Origin of the sequence: Thauera butanivorans NBRC 103042 (assembly GCF_001591165.1) — a bacterium.
GTDB lineage: Bacteria > Pseudomonadota > Gammaproteobacteria > Burkholderiales > Rhodocyclaceae > Thauera > Thauera butanivorans.
In genome coordinates, this window is record NZ_BCUG01000029.1 from 26,944 (window position 1) to 50,903 (window position 23,960).

At 66.9% G+C, this 23,960-nt stretch carries 24 protein-coding genes; 19 read left to right on the top strand and 5 right to left on the bottom strand.

All coding sequences use genetic code 11. The features are described from left to right. Positions 1 to 9 precede the first annotated feature (9 nt). The 18 genes from TBU01S_RS12840 (at position 10) to TBU01S_RS12925 (ending at position 19,069) form a co-directional block, all read left to right on the top strand. Positions 10 to 825, top strand: a complete 816-nt coding sequence (locus tag TBU01S_RS12840; protein WP_068637024.1) for a M48 family metallopeptidase — start codon at positions 10 to 12, stop codon at positions 823 to 825. A gap of 80 nt (positions 826 to 905) precedes the next feature. Next, a complete protein-coding gene (gene leuC / locus TBU01S_RS12845) occupies positions 906 to 2,315 on the top strand; it encodes a 3-isopropylmalate dehydratase large subunit (RefSeq protein ID WP_068637025.1) in 1,410 nt (469 codons plus the stop codon). 26 nt (positions 2,316 to 2,341) lie between these two features. Next, positions 2,342 to 2,470 carry an entericidin A/B family lipoprotein gene (locus TBU01S_RS12850; RefSeq protein ID WP_068637026.1) on the top strand — a complete coding sequence of 43 codons (129 nt, stop codon included), beginning with the start codon at positions 2,342 to 2,344 and terminating at the stop codon, positions 2,468 to 2,470. After that, entirely contained in the window at positions 2,470 to 3,108 is a 639-nt protein-coding gene (leuD, locus tag TBU01S_RS12855) for a 3-isopropylmalate dehydratase small subunit (protein ID WP_068637027.1), read from the top strand. The genes TBU01S_RS12850 and leuD overlap by 1 nt, the downstream gene beginning before the upstream one ends. 36 nt (positions 3,109 to 3,144) lie before the next feature. After that, a complete protein-coding gene (leuB, locus tag TBU01S_RS12860; protein WP_068637028.1) occupies positions 3,145 to 4,209 on the top strand; it encodes a 3-isopropylmalate dehydrogenase in 1,065 nt (354 codons plus the stop codon). Between the two features lie 54 nt (positions 4,210 to 4,263). Then, a complete protein-coding gene (gene asd, locus TBU01S_RS12865) occupies positions 4,264 to 5,397 on the top strand; it encodes an aspartate-semialdehyde dehydrogenase (protein ID WP_068637078.1) in 1,134 nt (377 codons plus the stop codon). A gap of 219 nt (positions 5,398 to 5,616) precedes the next feature. Then, on the top strand, positions 5,617 to 8,670 hold the full coding sequence (locus tag TBU01S_RS12870) for a motility hub landmark protein FimV (RefSeq protein ID WP_369404208.1): 3,054 nt from the start codon (positions 5,617 to 5,619) through the stop codon (positions 8,668 to 8,670). A gap of 141 nt (positions 8,671 to 8,811) precedes the next feature. After that, a complete protein-coding gene (locus tag TBU01S_RS12875; protein WP_068637029.1) occupies positions 8,812 to 9,444 on the top strand; it encodes a CbiQ family ECF transporter T component in 633 nt (210 codons plus the stop codon). Next, positions 9,432 to 10,229 carry a tRNA pseudouridine(38-40) synthase TruA gene (gene truA / locus TBU01S_RS12880; protein WP_068637030.1) on the top strand — a complete coding sequence of 266 codons (798 nt, stop codon included), beginning with the start codon at positions 9,432 to 9,434 and terminating at the stop codon, positions 10,227 to 10,229. Before TBU01S_RS12875 ends, truA begins: the two co-directional genes overlap by 13 nt. Beyond that, on the top strand, positions 10,230 to 10,853 hold the full coding sequence (locus TBU01S_RS12885; protein ID WP_068637031.1) for a phosphoribosylanthranilate isomerase: 624 nt from the start codon (positions 10,230 to 10,232) through the stop codon (positions 10,851 to 10,853). Continuing rightward, on the top strand, positions 10,846 to 12,054 hold the full coding sequence (gene trpB, locus TBU01S_RS12890) for a tryptophan synthase subunit beta (protein ID WP_174524537.1): 1,209 nt from the start codon (positions 10,846 to 10,848) through the stop codon (positions 12,052 to 12,054). Before TBU01S_RS12885 ends, trpB begins: the two co-directional genes overlap by 8 nt. Before the next feature lie 46 nt (positions 12,055 to 12,100). Continuing rightward, on the top strand, positions 12,101 to 12,925 hold the full coding sequence (trpA, locus tag TBU01S_RS12895) for a tryptophan synthase subunit alpha (RefSeq protein ID WP_068637033.1): 825 nt from the start codon (positions 12,101 to 12,103) through the stop codon (positions 12,923 to 12,925). Next, positions 12,922 to 13,800 (top strand): acetyl-CoA carboxylase, carboxyltransferase subunit beta, encoded by an 879-nt coding sequence (gene accD, locus TBU01S_RS12900; RefSeq protein WP_068637034.1) that lies wholly within the window; start codon positions 12,922 to 12,924, stop codon positions 13,798 to 13,800. Before trpA ends, accD begins: the two co-directional genes overlap by 4 nt. Beyond that, positions 13,800 to 15,116, top strand: a complete 1,317-nt coding sequence (gene folC, locus TBU01S_RS12905) for a bifunctional tetrahydrofolate synthase/dihydrofolate synthase (RefSeq protein ID WP_068637035.1) — start codon at positions 13,800 to 13,802, stop codon at positions 15,114 to 15,116. Before accD ends, folC begins: the two co-directional genes overlap by 1 nt. 12 nt (positions 15,117 to 15,128) lie before the next feature. Continuing rightward, on the top strand, positions 15,129 to 15,812 hold the full coding sequence (locus tag TBU01S_RS12910) for an SPOR domain-containing protein (protein ID WP_068637036.1): 684 nt from the start codon (positions 15,129 to 15,131) through the stop codon (positions 15,810 to 15,812). 10 nt (positions 15,813 to 15,822) lie between these two features. Next, positions 15,823 to 16,314, top strand: a complete 492-nt coding sequence (locus tag TBU01S_RS12915) for a CvpA family protein (RefSeq protein WP_068637037.1) — start codon at positions 15,823 to 15,825, stop codon at positions 16,312 to 16,314. 11 nt (positions 16,315 to 16,325) lie between these two features. After that, a complete protein-coding gene (gene purF, locus TBU01S_RS12920; protein ID WP_068637038.1) occupies positions 16,326 to 17,861 on the top strand; it encodes an amidophosphoribosyltransferase in 1,536 nt (511 codons plus the stop codon). Between the two features lie 23 nt (positions 17,862 to 17,884). Beyond that, entirely contained in the window at positions 17,885 to 19,069 is a 1,185-nt protein-coding gene (locus tag TBU01S_RS12925; RefSeq protein WP_068637039.1) for an O-succinylhomoserine sulfhydrylase, read from the top strand. A gap of 197 nt (positions 19,070 to 19,266) precedes the next feature. On the opposite strand, the gene TBU01S_RS12930 is transcribed toward TBU01S_RS12925, so the two are convergent. The 5 genes from TBU01S_RS12930 to TBU01S_RS12950 form a co-directional block, all read right to left on the bottom strand. Continuing rightward, positions 19,267 to 19,890 (bottom strand): exosortase H-associated membrane protein, encoded by a 624-nt coding sequence (locus tag TBU01S_RS12930; protein WP_068637040.1) that lies wholly within the window; start codon positions 19,888 to 19,890, stop codon positions 19,267 to 19,269. Next, positions 19,883 to 20,389, bottom strand: coding sequence for an exosortase H (gene xrtH, locus TBU01S_RS12935; protein WP_068637041.1), 507 nt, complete (start codon positions 20,387 to 20,389; stop codon positions 19,883 to 19,885). The genes TBU01S_RS12930 and xrtH overlap by 8 nt, the downstream gene beginning before the upstream one ends. 14 nt (positions 20,390 to 20,403) lie before the next feature. Next, complete coding sequence (locus tag TBU01S_RS12940) at positions 20,404 to 21,132, bottom strand: UDP-2,3-diacylglucosamine diphosphatase (RefSeq protein ID WP_068637042.1); 729 nt, start codon at positions 21,130 to 21,132, stop codon at positions 20,404 to 20,406. Between the two features lie 69 nt (positions 21,133 to 21,201). Further along, a complete protein-coding gene (locus TBU01S_RS12945; protein WP_068637043.1) occupies positions 21,202 to 21,696 on the bottom strand; it encodes a peptidylprolyl isomerase in 495 nt (164 codons plus the stop codon). A 42-nt stretch (positions 21,697 to 21,738) separates the two neighbouring features. Then, positions 21,739 to 22,332 (bottom strand): peptidylprolyl isomerase, encoded by a 594-nt coding sequence (locus TBU01S_RS12950; protein ID WP_068637044.1) that lies wholly within the window; start codon positions 22,330 to 22,332, stop codon positions 21,739 to 21,741. Between the two features lie 219 nt (positions 22,333 to 22,551). Between TBU01S_RS12950 and cysS the strand changes: the two genes are divergently transcribed. Then, entirely contained in the window at positions 22,552 to 23,937 is a 1,386-nt protein-coding gene (gene cysS / locus TBU01S_RS12955; protein WP_068637045.1) for a cysteine--tRNA ligase, read from the top strand. The last annotated feature ends 23 nt before the right edge of the window (positions 23,938 to 23,960 follow it).

Here is a 23,960-nt window from a genome sequence, read left to right on the forward strand (position 1 = left end):
GGGAAAGACATGAAGCTCATTTACGGAAGCCTGTTGCCCGCCGCGCTGGCGGCGACGATCACGGTCGCCTGCCAGACGGTGCAGACCACGCAGGGTGGCGCGGTCGGGGTGCAGCGTTCGCAGATGATGATGGTGTCGGCGCAGGAGGTCGAGCAGGCCTCGAACAAGCAGTACCAGGAGATGATGAACGAGGCGCGCAGCAAGAATGCGCTGAACCGCGATGCCGCCACGGTGCAGCGCGTACGGCGCATCGTCGGCCGGCTGACACCGCATACCGGCGTGTTCCGCAAGGATGCGCCGGCCTGGAACTGGGAGGTCAATGTGCTGTCCTCCGACGAGCTCAACGCCTGGTGCATGGCGGGCGGCAAGATGGCGATCTACACTGGATTGATCGATCGGCTGAAGCTCAGCGACGACGAAATCGCCGCGGTGATGGGCCACGAGATCGCCCATGCCCTGCGCGAACATGCCCGCGAGCGCATCTCGAAATCGATGGCGACCGGCATCGGCCTGTCGGTGGCGGGCGCGGTGCTCGGCGTGGGGCAGGTGGGGCAGGACCTGATGGGCAAGGTCGCGCAGGTCACCTTCGAACTGCCGAATTCGCGCGAGCACGAAACCGAGGCCGATCGCATGGGCGTGGAACTGGCTGCGCGTGCAGGCTACGATCCGCGTGCCGCAGTCACGCTGTGGGACAAGATGGCTTCGCAGTCGGCCGGTTCGCCGCCGCAGTGGCTGTCCACCCACCCGTCGCACGGCACGCGCCAGCGCGACCTCACCGAATACGCGGCGCGGGTCATGCCGCTGTACCAGGCGGCGCGGCGCTGAGGGTTCGTGGGCGAGAGTGGCTATGGCCTGCGCCGGCCGCTTTGTGAAATAATCAATCTCTTTTGTACGGAATACACGGGATGGCAGCGCAAACCCTGTACGAAAAGCTCTGGTCCAGCCACGTCGTCCATGAAGAGGCCGACGGCACGGCCCTGATCTACATCGATCGCCACCTGGTGCATGAAGTCACCAGTCCGCAGGCTTTCGAAGGACTGAAGCTGGCCGGGCGCAAGCCGTGGCGGATCAGCTCGATCGTCGCCACCGCCGACCACAACACGCCGACCGACCACTGGGAGCAGGGCATCCTCGACCCGGTGTCGCGCCAGCAGGTCGAGACCCTGGACGCCAACATCCGCGAAGTCGGCTCGCTGGCCTACTTCCCGTTCAAGGACGAACGCCAGGGCATCGTGCACGTCATCGGCCCCGAAAACGGCGCCACGCTGCCGGGCATGACCGTCGTCTGCGGCGACTCGCACACCTCGACGCACGGCGCTTTCGCCTGTCTGGCGCACGGCATCGGCACCTCCGAAGTCGAGCACGTGATGGCGACGCAGTGCCTGCTGCAGAAGAAGTCCAGGACCATGCTGATCAGGGTCGATGGGCAGCTCGGCCAGGGCGTCACCGCCAAGGACGTCGTGCTCGCGATCATCGGCAAGATCGGCACGGCCGGCGGTACCGGCTATGCGATGGAGTTCGGCGGCAGCGCGATCCGTTCGCTGTCGATGGAAGGCCGCATGACGATCTGCAACATGGCGATCGAAGCAGGCGCGCGAGCCGGCATGGTCGGCGTCGATGAAACCACCATCGAATACCTCGAGGGTCGCCCGTTCTCGCCCAAGGGCGAGGCCTGGGAGCAGGCGGTGGCCTACTGGCGCACGCTGAAGAGCGACGAAGGCGCGCAGTTCGACAAGGTCGTCGAACTGAAGGCCGAGGACATCCTGCCGCAGGTCACCTGGGGCACCTCGCCCGAAATGGTCACCACGGTCGATGGCCGCGTGCCCGATCCGGCCGCGGTGGCCGATCCGGTGCGCCGCGAGGGCATCGAGCGGGCGCTGAAATACATGGGGCTGGAGCCGAACACGCCGATCACCGAGATCGCCGTCGACCAGGTCTTCATCGGCTCATGCACCAACTCGCGCATCGAGGATCTGCGCGAAGCGGCTGCGGTGGCCAAGGGCCGGCGCAAGGCGGACAGCGTCAAGCGCGTGCTGGTGGTGCCGGGTTCCGGGTTGGTCAAGCGCCAGGCCGAAGATGAAGGGCTGCACGAGATCTTCGTCGCCGCCGGCTTCGAATGGCGCGAGCCGGGCTGTTCGATGTGCCTGGCGATGAACGCCGACCGGCTGGAGCCGGGCGAACGCTGCGCCTCGACTTCGAACCGCAACTTCGAAGGCAGGCAGGGCGCCGGCGGTCGCACGCATCTCGTCAGCCCGGCGATGGCCGCGGCCGCCGCGGTGACCGGCCACTTCACCGACGTGCGCCAGCTCGGCTGAGCCGCGCGTTCGCCAGGAGTGTCCCGATGAGGGGAGCAGCAATGGTCCTCGCCGCCGTGCTCGCCGGGCTGTCGCTCGGCGCCTGCAACACCGTGCATGGCATTGGCAAGGATATCGAAAAGGGTGGCGAAGCCATCCAGAGGGCAGTGAAATAATGAATCCGTTTACCAAGCTCGACGGCCTGGTCGCGCCGCTCGACCGCGCCAACGTCGACACCGACGCCATCATCCCGAAGCAGTTCCTGAAGTCGATCAAGCGCAGCGGCTTCGGCCCCAACGCCTTCGACGAATGGCGCTATCTCGACGTCGGCCAGCCGGGCCAGGACAACAGCAAGCGTCCGCTGAACCCGGATTTCGTGCTCAACCAGCCGCGCTACCAAGGCGCGCAGATCCTGCTGACGCGTGACAACTTCGGCTGCGGCAGCTCGCGCGAGCACGCGCCGTGGGCGCTGGAAGACTACGGCTTCCGCGTGCTGATCGGGCCGAGCTTCGCCGACATCTTCTTCAACAACAGCTTCAAGAACGGCCTGCTGCCGATCAAGCTGGATGCAGCCGAAGTCGACGAACTCTTCCGCCAGTGCGAAGCGAACGAAGGCTACCGCCTGGTCGTCGACCTGGCGGCGCAGACCATCACCCGTCCGGACGGCAGGACGATCGGCTTCGACATCGATCCCTTCCGCAAGGAATGCCTGCTCAACGGCTGGGACGACATCGGCCTGACCCTGCGCCATGCCGACAAGATCAAAGCCTACGAAGAGCGCCGGCGCGCCGAGCACCCCTATTACTTTGCCTGAGCCGCTGCGGCGCGGGCCAACAGGAGAAAAGACGGAATGAAGATTTGCGTGCTGCCGGGCGACGGCATCGGTCCGGAAATCATGGCGGAGGCCGTGCGCGTGCTGCAGGCGCTCGACCTCGGGCTGGAGATGGAAGAGGCATTGCTCGGCGGCTGCGCCGTGGATGCGACCGGCACGCCTTATCCCGAGGCGACGCAGAAGCTCGCACGCGAAGCCGATGCAGTGCTGCTCGGCGCCGTCGGCGGCCCGCAGTGGGACAACCTGCCGCGCGAGCAGCGCCCGGAACGCGGCCTGCTCGGCATCCGCAAGGATCTGAACCTGTTCGCCAACCTGCGCCCGGCGATCCTGTACCCCGAACTGGCCAACGCCTCCTCGCTGAAGCCCGAGGTCGTCGCCGGCCTCGACATCCTGATCGTGCGTGAGCTGACCGGCGACATCTACTTCGGCCAGCCGCGCGGCATCGAGACCCGCGAAGTGGACGGCACGCAGCAGCGCGTGGGCTGGAACACGATGATCTACGCCGAGTACGAGATCCGCCGCATCCTCAAGGTGGCCTTCGAGGCGGCGCAGAAGCGCGGCAAGAAGCTGTGCTCGGTCGACAAGATGAACGTGCTCGAATGCACCCAGCTGTGGCGCGACATCGCCGAGGAAGTGGCCAAGGACTATCCGGATGTCGAACTGAGCCACATGCTGGTCGATAACGCCGCGATGCAGCTGGTGCGTGCGCCCAAGCAGTTCGACGTCATGGTCACCGGCAACATGTTCGGCGACATCCTGTCGGACGAAGCCTCGATGCTGACCGGTTCCATCGGCATGCTGCCGTCGGCCTCGCTCGACGCCAACAACAAGGGCCTGTACGAGCCTTCGCACGGTTCGGCGCCGGACATCGCCGGCAAGGGCGTCGCCAACCCGCTTGCCACCATCCTGTCGGCGGCGATGATGCTGCGCTATACCTTCAATCAGGAAGAGGCCGCGCAGCGCATCGAGAACGCGGTCAAGACGGTGCTCGCGCAAGGTCTGCGCACCGGCGACATCTACGAGCCGGGTACGAAGAAGGTCGGTACCCGCGAGATGGGCGACGCGGTGCTCGCCGCCCTGTAAGCTGTCGGGTCCGAACGGATTCTTCGAAAAACGTTTTTGCTGAGAGTGATGAACATGAATCGAGTCGGTCTGGTTGGCTGGCGTGGCATGGTCGGTTCCGTGCTGATGCAGCGCATGGTCGAAGAAGGCGACTTCGCCTTCATCGAGCCGGTGTATTTCTCCACCTCGAACGCCGGCGGCAAGGCGCCGTCCTTCGGCGGCAAGGAAGCGGCTGCGCCCTTGCTGGACGCGACGGACATCGACGCGCTGAAGAGTTGCGACATCGTCGTGACCTGCCAGGGCGGCGACTACACCAAGGAAGTCTTCCCGAAGTTGCGTGCCACCGGCTGGAACGGCCACTGGATCGACGCCGCCTCGGCGCTGCGCATGAACGACGACGCCGTGATCATCCTCGACCCGGTCAACCGCGACGTCATCGACGCCGCGCTGGACAAGGGCGGGCGCAACTGGATCGGCGGCAACTGCACCGTGTCGCTGATGCTGATGGGCCTCGGCGGCTTGTTTCGGCACGGCCTCGTCGAGTGGATCTCGGCGATGACCTACCAGGCGGCCTCGGGCGCCGGCGCGCAGAACATGCGCGAGCTGATCAGCCAGATGGGCACGATCCACGACTCGGTCAAGGACTTGCTCGCCGATCCGGCCTCGGCCATCCTCGAGATCGACCGCAAGGTCGCCGAGACCATGCGCTCGGACGGCTTCCCGAAGAAGAACTTCCGCAACACGCCGCTGGCCGGAAGCCTGATCCCGTGGATCGACGTGCCGGTCGAGCACGGCCAGAGCAAGGAAGAGTGGAAGGGTGGTGCCGAATGCAACAAGATCCTCGGCAACCCGGCGTTCCGCACCCCGGGCTCGATCCCGATCGACGGCTTGTGCGTGCGCATCGGCGCGATGCGCTGCCATTCGCAGGCGCTGACCATCAAGCTGAAGAAGGACGTGCCGCTCGACGAGATCAGCGACATCATCGCCGGCGCCAACCAGTGGGTGAAGGTCGTGCCCAACGAGCGCGAACTCACCGAGCGCGAACTGACGCCGACCGCCGTCACCGGCACGCTGTCGGTGCCGGTCGGCCGCCTGCACAAGATGGCGATGGGGCCGGACTATCTCGGCGCCTTCACGGTCGGCGACCAGTTGCTGTGGGGGGCCGCCGAGCCGCTGCGCCGCATGCTGCGCATCCTGGTCGAGCGCTGATCGAGCGTCAAGAATCGGCATTCCGTGCCGTAATCAGAGGGGGCTGCGGCCCCCTTTGCTTTTCCGGGGGCTGCGATCGCGGTATTAATTCACGCCGTGCATCCGTGAATTGACGTGGATTGCTGCGGCTCACTGGGGAAGATGCTAGATTTCTAGCCCAAACCACGACGCTTTTCGACAGGAAAGCTCGGCTTTCGGGGGAAACGCAGTTTGAAGACCATGATGAAAACCTCGCTCAAGGCATCCCTGATTGCGCTGGCCATCGCTTCGATTCCGCTCGGCTCACAGGCCGCGGGCCTCGGGCAGATCAACGTCTTCAGCGGCCTGGGTCAGCCACTGCGCGCAGAAATCCAGATCAGTGCGACGGCGCAGGAACTGCAGTCGCTGACGGCGAAAATCGCGTCGCCCGAAGCTTTCCAGCGGGCAAGCATCGCGTATTCGGCTGCGGCCGCGGCGATTCGGGTCAGCGTCGATACGCGCGCATCCCGCCCCGTCGTCCGCCTGTCCAGCGACCGGCCGATCAACGATCCTTTCGTCGATCTGCTGGTCGAGCTCGATTGGGCCAACGGCCGCGTCGCCCGGGAATACACTTTCCTGCTCGATCCGGTCGATCTCACCGCGCCCCAGCCGCTGGCGGCGGCCGTCGATATGCCGGCCACGCCCGCCGCACGCAGCCAGGCGCCGACACGGTCGGCACCGCCGCCTGTCGCGCGAACGCCCGTCGACTCCTACACGGTCCGCCGCGGCGATACCCTGAACCGGATCGCGACTGCCAATGCACAGCCGGGCGTGACGCTCGACCAGATGCTGGTCGCCTTGTATCGCGCCAACCGCAATGCCTTCGATGGCGGCAACATCAACCGCCTGCGTGCCGGTGAAGTGCTCGCCATTCCCGATGCCGATGCAGCCCGCGGCATTGCGCCTGCCGAGGCTCGGCGCGAGATCCGGGTCCATTCCGCCGATTTCGATGCCTACCGCCGCGGCCTGGCTGCCGCCGCGGCCCGCCGCGCACCGGCACAGCAGGCCGAGGCCGGGCAGGAAAGCGCGGGCAGGATCGTGCCGCGCGTCGAGGAACCGCAGGCGCCCGCGGACAATGGCGACCAGTTGAGGGTTTCCCGCAGCCAGCCGGCGCAAGGCTCCGCCGATGCAGACAGCCGCCTGCAGGCGCTCGAGGAAGAACTGGCCGCACGCGAGCGGGCGCTGGAGGAGGCCAATGCCAGGCTGGCGCAGCTCGAAGCGAGCATCAACGACATGAAGAAGCTGCTCGAGCTGCGCAGCGCACCGCTCGCCCAGCTGCAGCAGGAAGCGGAAGGCATGCCGCCGGTAGCCGAACTGCCGTTGTCGCCCGTTGCCAGCGAATCTGCAGCCGAGCCGCTGCTGTCGGCGGCTGCGGTGGACACGCCCGCCGCGGCCGAGGAGCCGGCGGCTGCATCGGATGCCACCCAGCCGGCCGAGGCGGGCCAGGCCGAGCCTGCCCAGCGTGCAGAAGCTCCGGCCGCAACCGCCAGCGCGGAGGCTGCCGCGCCGGAAGCCGCCAAAGTGGCCGAGGCTGCGGCAAAGGAGGCGCCGCCGAAGCGCCCGGTGCGCAGGGCGCCGCCGCCACCGCCGCCACCCGAGCCGAGCTTCATGGAGTCGATGATGGAAGACCCTTCCGTCATCGCGGGAGGTGGCGGCATCCTGGCCTTGTTGCTCGGTTATGCCGGCCTCAAGCTGCGGAATCGGCGCAAGGCGGCTGCCGCTCCTGCGCCGGCAGCCTTGAGCGAGCTGGCCCCGGGTGGACAGAGCGTGTTCGACTCGACCGGCGGGCAGAGCGTCGATACCGGTGCCAGCAGCATCATGCAGACCGACTTCAGCCAGACCGGGCTGTCGGCGATCGATGCCGACGAAGGGGTCGATCCGGTTGCGGAAGCCGATGTCTACATGGCGTATGGCCGCGACGTGCAGGCGGAGGAGATTCTGCAGGACGCGCTGAAGGCCGATCCCGCGCGTACGGCGATCCACCTGAAGCTGCTGGAAATCTACGCCCAGCGCAAGGATCCGCGCCAGTTCGAGACCGTCGCCTCCGAACTGTTCGCACAGTCCGGCGGCCAGGGCAGCGACTGGGAGAAGGCCGCGGCGATGGGCCGCAAGCTGGATGCCGACAATCCCCTGTATGCCGAAAAGCCGAGCGAGAACGAAGTCCCGACCGAGATGCCGCTGGGCGTCGCGGCAGGTGCGGCGGCCGCGGTTGCGGGCGCAGTCGGATCGGCTGCAGCCGAGGCGCCGGCGGACAGTTTCAGCGTCGAAGCCGAGCCCGCAGCGCCGGCGCGGACTTCCATTCCGGTGTCCGAGCCGGCCTCGCTGGCCGATCTCGATTTCACCAGCTCCTTGCCCATGGGGCCGAGCCAGTCGCAGATGCGCGACACCTGGATGGTGCCGGGCGAACTGAGCCAGCTCGGTGGCGAGAAGGAAAGCGGCGAGGAAGGAGCCGATGCCTTGCCCGATTCCGTGCAGGCCCCGGCTGCAGTCGATGCCGCTGCGGAAGCAACTGCCCCGGAAGCCGAAGTCGCCGGAACGCTCGACGCCGGGGTGATCGACTTCGAACTCGACCTGGGGGGCGAAACGCCGGCAGCGCCGGTCGCAACGCAGGCGGCTGAGGATGCAGGCCTGACTTTCGATCTCGAGATCGACGAAGCGGGCAGCGCCGGCGGGGCGGCAGACGCCGCGACCGAGTCCGCAGCGCGTGCGGCCGAAGAGAGTTCGCAAGCGGCGGCGACTGCGGATGTGGGCCTGGCGTCCGCGCTCGATTTCGAGCTGCCCGATCTCGATCTGACGCCCGCCGGACCCCAACCCGGGGGCGGATCGGACGATGTGCCGATGCCGGTCGTTGACATCGAGCAGACCAGCTTCGACAGCAGCTTGCTGGATTTCGATTTCGACATCGATGCACCGGTGCCGCCTCCGGCGGCCGGTGCCGCGAGCCTCGACCTGACCTCGATCGATCTGGATCTGGACAACTTCGGTACCTCGCCGGCGGAGGATGGAACGACCGTTCCGATCTCGATCGAAGCGACCCAGCTCGGCCAGTCCCAGGTGGATTTCGCTGCGGCCGACACTCTCGATGCCGATTTGGCGGCGTCCGGTGACGAAGTGGAGACCAAGCTCGAGCTGGCGCGCGCCTACGACGACATGGGCGACAAGGAAGGCGCGCTCGAACTGCTGGATGAAGTGCTGCGCGAAGGCTCCGCAGCGCAGCAGGCAACCGCCCGCGAGATGATCGAGCGCCTGTCCTGAGTTCGAATCCGGATTTGCCCCCGCAGGGCCGTAGCTCTGCGGGGGCTGTCTTTTTTTGCCGCGGCAAGCGTCGGCAGGCAGAATGCGCCCCAGGCAAAATATTCCCTCTTCGCCCCCGCCGAGGGCTTCTTCATTACAGGCATGCATTCAGGACTTCTGCTGTCGTTGTGGTTCGCCGGCGTGGCGTCGGTACAATTCCTCGGCCCGGTGGCGCTGGCGTGGGTCGCCGCCGCCAGCCTGGCGCTCGCACTCGGTTTCGCCCGTGACAGGGCGTTGCGCCTGCTGCGCCGGGTACGGGTGCTGATGTTTGCCATCGTGCTGCTGTTCGGCTGGTTCACGCCGGGCGAAGCGGTGTTCCCGTCCTGGCCACAGCTTTCACCCAGCCGTGAGGGGGCGATGCTCGCCCTGGTCCATGGCGGGCGCCTGATCGCGGTGGTGTGTGCGGTGGCGCTGTTGCTCGAACGCCTGCCGGTCGAGCGTCTGGTTGGCGGGCTCTACAGCCTGAGCCGTCCTTTTTCCGTGATCGGCCTGCGTGCCGGTGACCTGGCCTTGCGTCTGATACTGGTGCTGCGCTTCGTCGAGGCTTCGCCGCGTGGCAGTGCGACGCACTGGAAGGACTGGCTGCGCGACACTGGTGACGATGGCGCCGGTGGCGAGCTGGAGCCGGTCAGGCTCGTCCGCGAGCGACTGGGGCCGCTGGATGTCGCCGTTGCCGCAGCATTGGGGCTGCTGGGCCTGGGGGTGTCGCTGTGGAGCCTGCCATGGGCCGCATAGCGCTCGGCATCGAATATGCCGGCGATGCCTTCTGCGGCTGGCAGAGCCAGGCGCATGGCCGCACGGTGCAGGACGTGCTCGAACGGGCGCTGACGGAGATCGCCGCCGCGCCGGTGCGCCTGCACTGCGCGGGGCGCACCGATGCCGGTGTCCACGCGAGCGCCCAAGTGGCGCATTTCGATACCGAGGCGTCACGGCCGATGACGGCCTGGGTGCGCGGCGTGAATGCCTTGCTGCCGGCGGCGGTGGTCGTGCGCTGGGCGGTGGCGGTGGATGAGGATTTCCACTCGCGCTTTCTCGCCTATGAGCGCCAGTATCGCTACATCCTGCACAACAGTCCGACGCGGCCGGCGATGCTGGCCGGGCGGGTCGGCTGGTTCCATGCGCCGCTGGACGAACTGCGGATGGCCGAGGCGGCCGAATGCCTGGTCGGCACGCATGATTTTTCGTCCTTCCGTGCCGCCGGCTGCCAGTCGAAGACACCGGTTCGCGTCATGCGCGAAGCGCGCGTCGCCCGCCAGGGCGAATACCTGCTGTTCGACTTCCGCGCCAATGGCTTTCTGCATCACATGGTCCGCAACCTGGTCGGGGCGCTGGTCTATGTCGGCAAGGGGCGTTACCCGGTGGAGTGGATGCAGGCGCAGCTCGCAGCGCAGGATCGCATCCATGCTGCGCCGACCTTTGCACCGGACGGCCTGTACCTGTGCGGTGTTGCCTATCCGCCGCGCTGGCCGCTGCCCGGCGATGGGCGTATCATCGCGCTGCCTCAGCTCCCCCTCACCTGAATGCCCCGTACCCGAATCAAGATCTGCGGCCTGACGCGCCCGCAGGACGTGCGTGCCGCCGTCGAACTCGGTGCCGATGCGATCGGTTTCGTCTTCTATCCGCCCAGCCCGCGTGCGCTCAGCATCGATCGGGCGGCCGAACTCGCGGCCTTGCTGCCGCCTTTCGTCACCGCCGTTGGCCTGTTCGTGAATCCCGTGCGGGAAGAGATCCAGGCCGTGCTCGAGCGTGTGCCGCTGCAACTGCTGCAGTTCCACGGCGACGAGAGCGAGGCCGATTGCGCCGGCCACGGCAGGCCATGGATCAAGGCCGCGAGGATGCGGCCGGGGGTCGATCTGGTAGAATTCTCGGCTTCGCATCCGCACGCCAGCGGGATCCTCGTCGACGCCTTCGTCGAGGGTTATGGCGGCGGAGGGAAAACTTTCGACTGGTCGCTGATTCCTGAGGGCTTCGGGCGGCCGCTCGTGCTTTCCGGCGGGCTCGACGCGGACAACGTCGCCGAGGCGGTGCGGCGCCTCCGGCCGTGGGCGGTCGACGTCTCGAGCGGAGTCGAAAGCGGCAAGGGAATCAAGGATGCGGCCCGGATCGCCGCGTTCATCGATGGAGTTCGACAAGCAGATGGCTGACATGCCTTACCAGTTTCCCGACGCAAGCGGGCATTTCGGCCCTCACGGCGGCGTTTTCGTCGCCGAGACCCTGATGCCGGCGCTGGCCGAGCTGCGCGAGGCCTATGCCGCGTGCCAGGCCGACCCCACCTTCATGGCCGAGTTCGAATACGAGCTCAAGCACTACGTCGGCCGTCCGAGCCCGATCTACCACGCCAAGCGCTGGTCGGAGACGCTCGGCGGCGCGCAGATCTACCTGAAGCGCGAAGACCTCAACCACACCGGCGCGCACAAGGTCAATAACTGCATCGGCCAGGCGCTGCTGGCCCGTCGCATGGGCAAGCAGCGGGTGATCGCCGAGACCGGCGCGGGGCAGCACGGTGTCGCCACCGCGACCATCGCCGCGCGCTACGGCATGGAATGCGTGGTCTACATGGGCTCGGAAGACGTCAAGCGCCAGGCCGCCAACGTCTATCGCATGAAGCTGCTCGGCGCCACCGTGGTGCCGGTCGAGTCCGGCTCGAAGACGCTGAAGGATGCGCTGAACGAAGCGATGCGCGACTGGGTCACCAATGTCGCCGACACTTTCTACATCATCGGCACCGTGGCCGGGCCCCATCCCTATCCGCTGCTGGTGCGCGACTTCCAGACCGTGATCGGCAAGGAATGCCTGGTGCAGATGCCGGAGATGGCCGGGCGCCAGCCGGACTACGTGATTGCCTGCGTCGGCGGCGGCTCCAACGCGATCGGCATCTTCCATCCCTACATCGGTGCCGAAGGCGTCCGCCTGGTCGGCGTCGAGGCGGCGGGCGACGGCCTCGAAACCGGCCGCCATGCGGCGCCGCTGACCACCGATGCGCCCGTCGGCGTGCTGCACGGCAACCGTACCTACCTGATGCAGGACGAGGACGGCCAGATCATCGAGACGCATTCGATTTCAGCCGGCCTGGACTATCCGGGCGTCGGCCCCGAGCATGCCTGGCTGAAGGATTCGAAGCGCGCCGAGTACGTCGCCGCGACCGATGCCGAAGCGCTGCAGGCTTTCCACGACCTGTGCCGCTACGAAGGCATCATCCCGGCGCTGGAGTCCTCGCACGCGCTGGCTTACGCAGCCAAGCTGGCGCCGACGCTGCCGCGCGACCAGATCCTGCTGGTGAATCTGTCGGGCCGCGGCGACAAGGACATGCACACCGTCGCCGAACGTTCCGGCATCCAGTTCTGAACCTCCCCGGGCCGCCTTGCGGCCCGCTGCGTGATCGAGACGTGACATGTCAAGAATCCAGACCGTTTTCCAGCGCTTGCAGGCCGATGGCCGCAAGGCGCTGATTCCCTTCGTCACCGCTGGTTTTCCCGAGCCCGCGCTGACCCTGCCGCTGATGCGCGCCCTGGTCGACGGCGGCGCCGACGTCATCGAGCTGGGCGTGCCCTTCTCCGACCCGATGGCCGACGGCCCCACCATCCAGCGCGCCTCCGAGCGTGCGCTGGAGCAGGGCATGAGCCTGCGCAAGGTGCTCGACACCGTCCGCGCCTTCCGCGCCGGGAACGCCGAGACGCCGGTGGTGCTGATGGGCTACGCTAACCCGATCGAAGCCATGGGCGTTGGAAACTTCGTCGCCGCCGCCAGCGAAGCGGGCGTGGATGGCGTGCTGGTGGTCGATTATCCGCCCGAGGAATGCACCGGCTTCACCCGCGCGGCCAAGGCCGCCGGCCTGGATCCGATCTTCCTGCTGGCGCCGACGTCGACCGAGCAGCGTTTCGCCGACGTCGCCGCGGCGGGCAGCGGCTACATCTACTACGTCTCGCTGAAAGGCGTGACCGGCAGCGGCAGGCTCGACATCGACGAGGTCGCGCGCCGCATTCCGCAGATCCGCGCCGCGGTCGGCCTGCCGGTCGGCGTCGGTTTCGGCATCCGCGATGCCGAGAGTGCCCGGCGCATCGGTGCCGTTGCCGACGCGGTCGTCATCGGCAGCCGGATCATCGAGGAAATCGAGCAGGCCCCGGCAGGCGAAGCCGTCGCACGCGTGCATGCCTTCATGCGCAGCATCCGCGCAGCGCTCGACGCCATCGAACCGGCAACAGGAGTGAAATCATGAGTTGGTTGCAGAAGCTGCTGCCGCCGAAGATCAAGCGCAGCGACAACGCAGGGCGCGGCAAGTCGACGATTCCGGAAGGGCTGTGGAGCAAGTGCAGCGCATGCGAAGCCGTGCTCTATCGCTCCGACCTCGACAGCAACCAGGGCGTGTGCCCGAAGTGCGGACACCATAACCGGCTGCGCGCGCGCCAGCGTCTCGACATGCTGTTCGACATCGGAGGGCGCGTCGAGATCGGCGCCGAAGTGAGGCCGATCGATGCGCTGAAGTTCAAGGACTCGCGCAAGTATCCCGAGCGCCTGTCGGCTGCGGGAGCCGAGACCGGCGAGGTCGACGCGATGGTCGTGATGCAGGGGCTGATCGGCGGCGTGCCGGTGGTGGTGGCCTGTTTCGAGTTCGAGTTCCTCGGCGGTTCGATGGGGTCGGTGGTCGGCGAGCGCTTCGTGCGCGGCGCCAAGGCCGCCTATGAGCAGCGCCTGCCCTTCATCTGCATCACCGCCTCGGGCGGCGCGCGCATGCAGGAAGGCCTGTTCTCGCTGATGCAGATGGCCAAGACCACGGCGGCGATCACGGGCCTGGCCGAGCGCCGGCTGCCTTTCGTCACCGTGCTGACCGACCCGACCATGGGCGGCGTGTCGGCGAGCTTCGCCTTCATGGGCGACGTCGTCATCGCCGAGCCGGGCGCGCTGATCGGCTTTGCCGGCCCGCGCGTGATCGAGCAGACGGTGCGCGAGAAGCTGCCGGAAGGCTTCCAGCGCGCTGAGTTCCTGCTGGAGAAGGGCGCCATCGACCTGATCGTCGATCGCCGCGAGATGCGGCAGGAGCTGGCCCGTCTGCTCTGCCTGCTGCTGCGCCAGCCCGCCGCCTCGGCTGCCTGATGGTTTCTTCGTCCACTGCCGTTTCGCCGCGCACGCTGGCCGGCTGGCTGCAACTGCTCGAACAGCGCCATGTGCAGACCATCCAGCTCGGCCTGGAGCGTGTCGCGCGGGTGCGGGCCGTGCTCGGAGCCGATCCCGATGCGCTGGTGATCACGGTGGGCGGCACCAACGGCAAGGGATCGTGCTGCGCGATGCTGGAGGCGATCCTGCTGGCCGAAGGCTATCGCGTCGGCTGCTATACCTCGCCGCATCTGCTGCGCTACAACGAACGTGTCCGCGTCGATGGCAAGGAAGTGGCCGACGAGGCGCTGGTCGCGGCTTTAGATGCGGTCGAAGCCGCCCGCGGCGACACGCTGCTGACGTATTTCGAGCATGGCACGCTGGCCGCCTGGGAAGTGTTCCGCAAGGAGGCGCCGGACGTCGTCATCCTCGAAGTCGGCCTGGGCGGCCGGCTGGACGCGGTGAACGTGTTCGACGCCGATTGCGCGCTGGTGACCAGTATCGCGCTCGACCACATGGATTATCTCGGCGACACCCGGGAAGCGATCGGCTTCGAGAAGGCCGGCATCTTCCGTTCCGGCCGGCCCGCCGTGTGCGGCGACCCGCAACCGCCGGCCAGCTTGCGCGACCATGCCGAGGCGATCGGCGCGCAGTTGTGGATCAGCGGCCGCGATTTCGGCTTCGGCGGCGACCGCCAGCAGTGGGGCTACTGGCGCTACCAGGCGCCGCCTGCGCAGGGTGCGCTGGTCAAGCGCGGCGGCCTGGCCTATCCGGCGCTGCGGGGGGCCAACCAGTTGCTCAACGCCGCTGCGGTGATGACGGTGCTCGACACCGTGCGTGACCGCATCCCGGTATCGATGCAGGCCATCCGCCAGGGCCTGATGCTGGTCGAGGTGCCGGGCCGCTTCCAGGTCCTGCCCGGCCGTCCGGCGGTGGTGCTGGACGTTGCCCACAACCCGCAGGCGGCCGGCGTGCTGGCCGAGAACCTGGGGAGCATGGGTTTCCATCCGGAAACCTGGGCGGTGCTCGGCATGCTCGGCGACAAGGATGTCGAAGGCGTCGTGTCGCTGCTGAAGGGCCGGATCGACCACTGGCTGCTTGCCGATCTGCCCGGCCCGCGCGGCCTCAAGGCGGAAGAGCTGGCGCTGCGCCTGCATATGGCGGGCATCGAAGCCGGCATCCGGTGTTTTCCCTCGCCGAAGGATGCTTATGCTGCGGCGCAGCAGGGTGCAGGGGAGGGTGATAGAATCGTGGTCTTCGGCTCCTTCCTGACCGTAGCCGAAGTGCTCGACGTGGTGAAAGCGGGCAGACACTGACGAGATCGTTTCGTGAGCGACGCAGAAAACCTCGACATCAAGAAACGCGCCCGGCGCCGGCTGGTGGGCGCGATCGCACTTGCGCTGCTGGCGGCGATCATCCTGCCGATGATGATGGAGCAGGAGCCGCATCCGGTCAGCGGCGACATCCAGATCACGATTCCGGACCGCGACGCACCTGCCGGCCAGGTCCGCCCGAATGCGGCTGCGGAAGATCCGGTGCCCGCAACCACGCCCTCGCCCGAGGAGCAGGCGCCGCCATCCCCGCCTCCCACCGTCGACGCGCCGCCGCCTGTGCCGGCGAAGCCCGAGGCGCCGGCCGCCGGAGCACCGACTCCTCCCGCGAAGCCCGCTGCGACGAAACCCGAAACGCCCAAGCCCGCACCCGCACGCTCCGCTGCCGATGAGGCGGCCGAAGCCGCGCGCGCGCGCGCCGCGATCGAAGGCCGCGAAGTGCCGAAGGCCCAGACGCCGAAGGGCGAAAGCTTCATCCTGCAGATCGGTGCCTTCGGCGACGCCGCCAGGGCCTCGCGCATTGCTGCCGATCTCAAGAAGCAGGGATTTGCCGCCTATACCGAGAAGGCTGGCAACGTCACGCGCGTGCGCGTCGGCCCCATCACCGGCAGGAGCGCCGCCGACAAGACGGCCGAGCAACTGCGGGCGCTGGGTTTCAGTACCGTGATCACGCCGCGCTGACGGTTTCCGCATGACGGTATTCGACTACGTGTTCCTCGGCATCCTGGCCTTGTCCGCGGCAGTGGGCATGTGGCGCGGCCTGGTCAGCGAGGTCATGGCCGTGATGGCCTGGGTGCTCGCGCTTTTTGCCGCCTGGCGCTATAACGAACAGGCGGCCCGGGTCTTTGCCGGGCTCATCGCCGAACCCTTGTGGCGGCAGGTGGCCGGCGGTGCGCTGGTCGTCCTCGGGGTGCTGATCCTGACTGCGCTCGTCCGCTACCTGCTGCGCCAGCTGCTGCATGCCGCGGGCCTGGGGGCGACCGACCGCTTCTTCGGCGCGCTGTTCGGCATCGCGCGTGGCCTGCTGGTGGCGCTGGTGGTCGTGCTGATCGGCGGCCTCGCCGGTCTGTCCCGTGAACCCTGGTGGACGCAGGCCTTGTTCTCGCCACCGTTGGAAACGGCGGTTCTTGCCGCCAAACCCTGGCTGCCCGAAGTGGTGGCCGACAAGATTCGATTCAGATAGGCGAAATCCTCATGTGCGGAATTCTCGGAGTCGTCGCGACCTCCCCAGTCAACCAGCTTCTGTACGACGGTCTTCAGGTGCTGCAGCACCGCGGGCAGGATGCGGCAGGCATCGCCACCGCCGAAGGCGGGCGATTCCACATGCACAAGGGCTCGGGCCTGGTGCGCGACGTGTTCCGCACGCGCAACATGCGCAACCTCGAAGGCAACTGGGGCATCGGCCACGTCCGCTATCCGACGGCCGGCTCAGCCTACAACGCCTCGGAAGCACAGCCCTTCTACGTCAATTCGCCCTTCGGCCTGCTGCTGGCGCACAACGGCAACCTGACGAATTCCGATGCGCTCAAGCGCGAGATCTTCCTGTCCGATCTCCGCCACATCAACACCAGCAGCGATTCCGAAGTGCTGCTGAACGTGCTGGCGCATGAGCTGCAGGCGGCCTGTAATGGGTTGAAGCTCGACGAGGAGGCTGTGTTCCGTGCCGTGGCCGGCGTCCATCGCCGCTGTCGCGGCGCCTATGGCGTGGTGGTGATGATCTCCGGCTACGGCCTGCTCGCCTTCCGCGACCCCTACGGCATCCGCCCGATGGTGATCGGCCGCAACGAGGCCGAGGCCGGCACCGAATGGCTGGTGGCGTCCGAGTCGGTGGCGCTCGACGTGCTCGGCTTCAAGCTGCTGCGCGACGTCGCGCCGGGCGAGGCGGTGCTGATCGACACCGAAGGCAACTTCCACAGTCGCCAGTGCGCCGAGCAGACCGTGCAGGCGCCGTGCATGTTCGAGTTCGTCTATCTGGCGCGGCCGGATTCGATCATCGACGGCGTGTCGGTGTACGAGTCGCGCATGAAGATGGGCGAGTACCTCGCCGACAAGATGAAGCGCACGATGCCGCACGTCGATATCGACGTCGTGATCCCGATTCCGGACTCCAGCCGGCCGTCGGCGATGCAGATGGCCGAGCGCCTGGGGCTGCCCTACCGCGAAGGCTTCGTCAAGAACCGCTACATCGGCCGGACCTTCATCATGCCGGGACAGGCGACGCGCAAGAAGTCGGTGCGCCAGAAGCTGAACACCATCCATCAGGAGTTCAGGGGCAAGAGCGTGCTGCTGGTCGACGACTCCATCGTGCGCGGCACGACCAGCAAGGAGATCGTCAACATGGCGCGGGAAGCCGGCGCGCGGAAGGTTTATCTCGCCTCGGCGGCGCCGCCGGTGCGCCATGCCAACGTCTATGGCATCGACATGCCGACGCGCGGCGAACTGATCGCATCGGATCGCACCGAGGAGGAAATCTGCCGCGAGATCGGCGCCGACGGCCTGATCTATCAGGATCTCGACGATCTGAAGGCTTCGGTGCGTGCGCTGAATCCCGCGCTCAGCTTCTTCGAGACGTCCTGCTTCGACGGCTGCTACGTGACCGGCGACATCACCGCCGAATACCTGAACGGCGTCGAGAACCAGCGCGGCGAGGACAAGCCCGCCAAGGTCGACCTCCACGACGACGAGGGCGGCCAGCTCGACCTCAACCTCGCTTCCGGCTCCGACAACTGAACCGATATCCTCTGCGAACTGCGATGACGCTCCCTGACGATCTTCCCCTTCATCCGGACACGCTGGCAATCCGCTCCGGTATCGAACGCAGCCAGTTCGGCGAACACGGCGAAGCGATGTACCTGACCTCGAGCTTCGTGTTCGAGAATGCGGCGCAGGCGGCGGCGCGTTTTTCCGGCGAGGAGGAGGGCAACGTCTATGCCCGTTTCTCGAACCCGACCGTGACCGCGATGCAGACGCGGCTCGCCGCGCTCGAAGGCGCCGAAGCCTGCGTGGCGACGGCGTCCGGCATGTCGGCGATCCTGTCGCTGGCGATGGCGACCTTGCAGGCCGGCGATCACATCGTTGCCTCCAACGGCCTGTTCGGCGCCACCCAGCAGTTGTTCGGCGGCATCCTGTCGAAGTTCGGCATCGAAACCAGCTTCGTGGCGGCGACCGATCTCGATGCCTACCGCAAGGCAGTGAGGCCGCGCACCCGCCTGTTCTTCATCGAGACGCCGTCCAATCCGCTGACCGAAGTGGTCGACATCGCTGCGGTGGCGGAGATCGCCCACCAGGCCGGCGCACTGCTGGCGGTGGACAACTGCTTCTGTACGCCGGCCTTGCAGCGTCCGCTGGAGCTCGGCGCGGACGTGGTCGTGCATTCGGCGACCAAGTACCTGGACGGCCAGGGCCGCGTGCTGGGCGGCGCAGTGGCGGGCCGGAAGGCGATCACCGAAGAAGTGTTCCGCTTCCTGCGCACGGCAGGGCCGACCCTGTCGCCCTTCAACGCCTGGGTGATCTTCAAGGGCCTGGAAACCCTGCGCATCCGCATGGAAGCGCAGTCGGCCGCGGCGCTGGAACTGGCCCGCTGGCTCGAGACCCAGCCCGGCGTGGCCCGCGTGTATTACCCCGGCCTGCCTTCGCATCCGCAGCACGAACTGGCGATGCGCCAGCAGAAGTCCGGCGGCGCCATCGTCAGCTTCGACGTCAAGGGCGGGCGCGAGGCGGCATGGAAAGTGGTCGATTCGACCCGGCTGATCTCGATCACCGCCAACCTCGGCGACACCAAGACGACGATCACTCACCCGGCGACGACCACGCACGGCCGCATCACGGCGGAAGCACGCGCCGCGGCCGGCATCGGCGACGGCCTGCTGCGCGTTGCGGTGGGACTGGAAGCCGTGGAGGATCTCAAGGCGGATCTGGCGCGGGGGCTGGGCGGCTGAACGCCAGCCTTCTGCACCAATGCCTGCCAACGGCTCCGTGTTGCGGAGCCGTTGGCTCGTTTACAGGCCGCCAGTCGCCGGCGCTCGAGCCGTGTGCGGCACTCGGGGGGCATGGCAAGTCCTGCATCCGCACCACACGGCGGCATCAAACGGCTGGCGTCCGGCTTCCATGCTCGTTCTTGCTACTTGCGCCTCGCCTAAGGATTCGCCGGAGCATTCTTTTCCAGCATTCCGGCCATTGCGCCATCCACCGCCACCGTGGCGACGAATCCACGTTCCAGATAGACCCAGAGCAGGAAGGGGATCAGCGTGGGGAAGAGCAGGAAGCCGAGCTGGTATGCCAGGCCGAACAGATTGGCGTGGAGCGGGGTGAAGCGGGTGACGGAGGAGGTCAGGTTCGCCATGTGCACGGCGACGTCGACGAGCCAGTCGAAGCTGATTCCCCAGGCCTGGAAGGGCAGCATGGCGAGCAGGCCGACGGGGAATTTCCACCAGATGCCTTTGGCGCGGGACGCCAGCAGCAGGGCCAGGAACAGGGGTGGGCCGTAGCAATAGGTCAGGGCGCGGACTTCCGGCGTCAGCGTGCCCATGCGGCCATCCTCGGCGAAGATCGTGATGCGGGTGAGCAGCACCACCATGTTGCCTTCCTGCTCGACGCCTGCCACCCAGGACGGAAAGAAGAACTCCATTGCATGGCCGGCCAGCCAGCTTGCGGGCAGGGCGAAAACCTCACGTTGCCAGTACCAGATGCTCAGCAGCACGCCGAGCCACAACAGGGCGCGGACGAAGAGCCCGCCGATGATGCTGAACGGACTAGGCAAGGGCAAGCTCCCGGGAGGCTTCGCTACGGGCGACCTGGCGTACCCAGATCAGCCAGACGATCAGCACGTCGAGCATGATGAGTGCCTGCCACAGATAGAGGTGGGCGAATTCGAAAGCTTCGTGGTTCCAGGCGGCGAGGTAGAACAGGGTGATGACCCGGAGGATGTTGACTGCCTGGATGGCGGCAAAGCCGGCGACGATGCCGATGAGCCGAATTCTCCAGCCGGCCGGGTAGGCGAGGATGGCAGCGCTCAGGATGATGCAGGCTTCGATGCCGTTGCAGCCCGCTTCGATCGACACGCCGATGCCGGAAGTGGCGTGCATCAGCACCTTGTCGTACGCGATCACGCCGGGATCGAAGAAGGACACCAGTGTGGCGCTGATTCTGGCGAGCAGGAAAGTCCAGGGCGTGACCAGAGCCTCCTGCACCGGCTTGGTCAGCTCCAGTGCAAACAGCCCGACGAGCAGCGCGACGAAGATGGCGATGAAACGGAACATGGGTGACGTTTCCTTCAACTCGGGTGGTATTCGCTGGTGCTGAGCTGCTGGCCGTCGAAGGCCAGATGAGGCGCCGAGCCGTGCCAGTCGGCGAGCACATGGCGCGAGCAGGCATGGCCGTCGATCTGGATGCGGTGGTGCGCTGGACGATGGGTGTGACCGTGGATCAAGGTCGGGTAGTGGTGCGCGCGCAGCAGCGCGGCGACTGCATCGGCATTGACGTCCATGATCTCCATCGACTTCCGGGCGTTTTCGGCGGTGCTGAGCCGGCGCAGGTTGTCGATCAGCGCCTTGCGCTCGCTCAGTGGCCGGGCGAGGAAGGCGGCCTGCCAAGCCGGATCGCGCACCTGGGCACGGTAGGCCTGATAGGCGGCATCGTCGGTGCAGAGGATGTCGCCGTGGCTGAGTAGCAGCCGGCTGTCGCCGGTCTGGAGCAGCCATGGGTCGGGCAGGATGTCCATGCCGGCGCGGGCGGCGTAGTCGGCGCCGAGCAGGAAGTCGCGGTTGCCTGGCATGAAATGGATCGCGGTGCCGGCGCGGGCAGTGGCGGCCAATGCGCTGGCGATGTCGCGGTTGAGCGGTGCGTCGCCGTCATCGTCGCCGGCCCAGTATTCGAACAGGTCGCCGAGAATGTAGAGTGCCCGGGCTTCGCGCGCCGGCCCGGCCAGAAACGCGAGAAAGGCTGCCACGGTTTCCGGATGATCTTCCGATAGATGAAGATCGGAGATGAAGAGTAGTCGCACGGGCCGGTCTCGTCCTGGCCGGACGTCCGGCCAGGGGTGTCAAACGACAGTAGGGATCGGACGCGGGTTTCAGACCACTTCGGCGCGTTCGATGATCACGTCTTCCTTCGGCACGTCCTGGTGGAAGCCGCTGGAGCCGGTCTTGACCTTGCGGATCGCGTCGACCACGTCCATGCCTTCGCTGACCTTGCCGAACACGCAGTAGCCCCAGCCTTGCGGGTCGGGCGAGCGGAAGTTCAGGAAGTCGTTGTCGGCGACGTTGATGAAGAACTGGGCGGTGGCCGAGTGCGGCGCCTGGGTGCGGGCCATGGCGATGGTGCCGCGCTCGTTCTTGAGGCCGTTGTCGGCTTCGTTCTTGATCTGCTCGCCGGTCGGCTTCTGGTCCATGCCCGGGGTGAAGCCGCCGCCCTGGATCATGAAGCCGTCGATGACGCGGTGGAAGATGGTGTTGTCGTAGTGGCCGGCCTCGACGTAGGCGATGAAGTTGGCCACCGTCTGCGGCGCCTTGTCGGCGTCGAGTTCGAGGGTGATGACGCCGTGGTTGGTATGCAGCTTGACTGCCATGTGCTGTTCTCCTGGGGAAAGCTGTTGGGGATGCAGGCGTGCTTACTTGCCCGCTTTCTTCGGCGCTGCGTTCTCGAGCACGCTCGCGCTCTCGATGACGACCGCCTCGACGGGCACGTTCTGGTGGAAGCCGCGGTTGGCGGTCTGCACCTTGGCGATCTTGTCGACCACGTCCATGCCCTTGACGACCTTGCCGAACACCGCGTAGCCCCAGCCGTCGCGCGAGGGATAGTCGAGGAAGGTGTTGGGCACCAGGTTGATGAAGAACTGTGCGCTGGCCGAATGCGGATCGGCGGTGCGGGCCATCGCCAGCGTGCCGCGCTCGTTCTTGAGGCCGTTCTTGGCTTCGTTCTCGATCGGCGCGCGGGTGCTCTTCTGTTTCAGGTCGGCATCGAAGCCGCCGCCCTGGACCATGAAGCCGTCGATGACGCGGTGGAACACGGTGCCGTCGTAGAAGCCGTCCTTGACGTACTGGACGAAGTTCTCGGCGGACTTGGGTGCCTTGTCGGCGAAGACTTCGACGACGATCTCGCCCTGGTTGGTCTTGAGCTCGACCATGGGGTTGGCGGCAAGGGCGCCGAGGCTGGTCAGGGCGGTCGATGCCAGCGCGGCAAAGGCGATCAGGTGCTTTTTCATGGAATCTCCGGTGCGCGGCCGTGGTGGCCGGATGGGCGGCGGACGTCGTGGCGGCCGGGAAAATGGCAGGCATTGCGGCCGTGGTATATTTGCGGCCTTCGACTGCCGGCCCGGCGCCTGGGTGACGCGGGATTCTAGCAACAAGCACCCCCCCCTCACAATTGCGCCGCCGACGAACCGGTTTTCAACCGATCTTCCCCACCGTTTTTCCATTCGCCGATGCTTTCCATCTACAACACCCTGACGCGCAGCAAGGAAGTCTTCACCCCGATCGAGCCCGGCAAGGTCCGCATGTACGTGTGCGGCATGACGGTGTATGACTTCTGTCACCTCGGCCATGCGCGCGTGATGGTGGTGTTCGACATGGTGGCGCGCTGGCTGCGGGCCAGCGGGCTGGATGTGAACTACGTGCGCAACATCACCGACATCGACGACAAGATCATCCGCCGGGCGCAGGAGAACGGCGAGTCGATCCGCCAGTTGACCGACCGCTTCATCGCCGCGATGCACGAGGACGCCGACGCCCTCGGCGTGCTGCGCCCGGACCACGAGCCGCGCGCCACCGACTACGTCGTCCAGATGCAGAGCCTGATCTCGCGCCTCGAGCAGAAAGGCCTGGCCTACGTCGCCGCCAACCGCGACGTCTGCTACGCGGTGCGCAAGTTCGACGGCTACGGCAAGCTGTCGGGCAAGTCGCTCGACGAGCTGCGTGCCGGCGAGCGGGTGGATGTCGCCCAGGACAAGAACGATCCGCTCGATTTCGTGCTGTGGAAGCATGCCAAGGCCGAGGAGCCGGGCGAGGTGAAGTGGGATTCGCCCTGGGGTGCCGGCCGTCCGGGCTGGCACATCGAATGCTCGGCGATGAGTTCAGAACTGCTCGGCGACCATTTCGACATCCACGGCGGCGGCATGGACCTGCAGTTCCCGCACCACGAGAACGAGATCGCCCAGTCCGAAGGCGCGCACGGCCACGCCTTCGTCAATTACTGGATGCACAACGGCTTCGTGCGTGTCGACGACGAGAAGATGTCGAAGTCGCTCGGCAATTTCTTCACCATCCGCGAAGTGCTGCAGCAGTACGACGCCGAAGTGGTGCGCTTCTTCATCCTGCGCGCCCACTATCGCAGCGCGCTGAACTACTCGGATGCGCACCTCGAGGATGCGCGCAGCGCGCTGACGCGGCTCTACACCGCATTGAAGAACGTGCCGGCCGAAGGCGAGGGCGAAGTCGATTGGAACGAAGCTCATGCGAGGCGCTTCCGCGCGGCGATGGACGACGACTTCAACACGGCCGAAGCGATGGCGGTGCTGTTCGAACTGGCCAACGAGGTCAATCGCAGCGCGTCGCCGGGGCTGGCGCGGCAACTGAAGGCGCTGGGCGCCGTGCTCGGCCTGCTGCAGCGCGATCCGGTGGCTTTCCTGCAGGCGGGTACGCCGGATGCCGGCGGGCTCGACGCTGCGGCGATCGAAGCACGGATTGCTGCGCGTGCCGCGGCGAAGAAGAACAGGGACTACGCCGAAGCCGACCGCATCCGTGCCGAACTGGCCGAAGCCGGCGTCGTGCTGGAGGACGGCGCGGGCGGCACGACCTGGCGCCGCGCCTGAGCGGTGCCTCGTCGGGGCGGAAG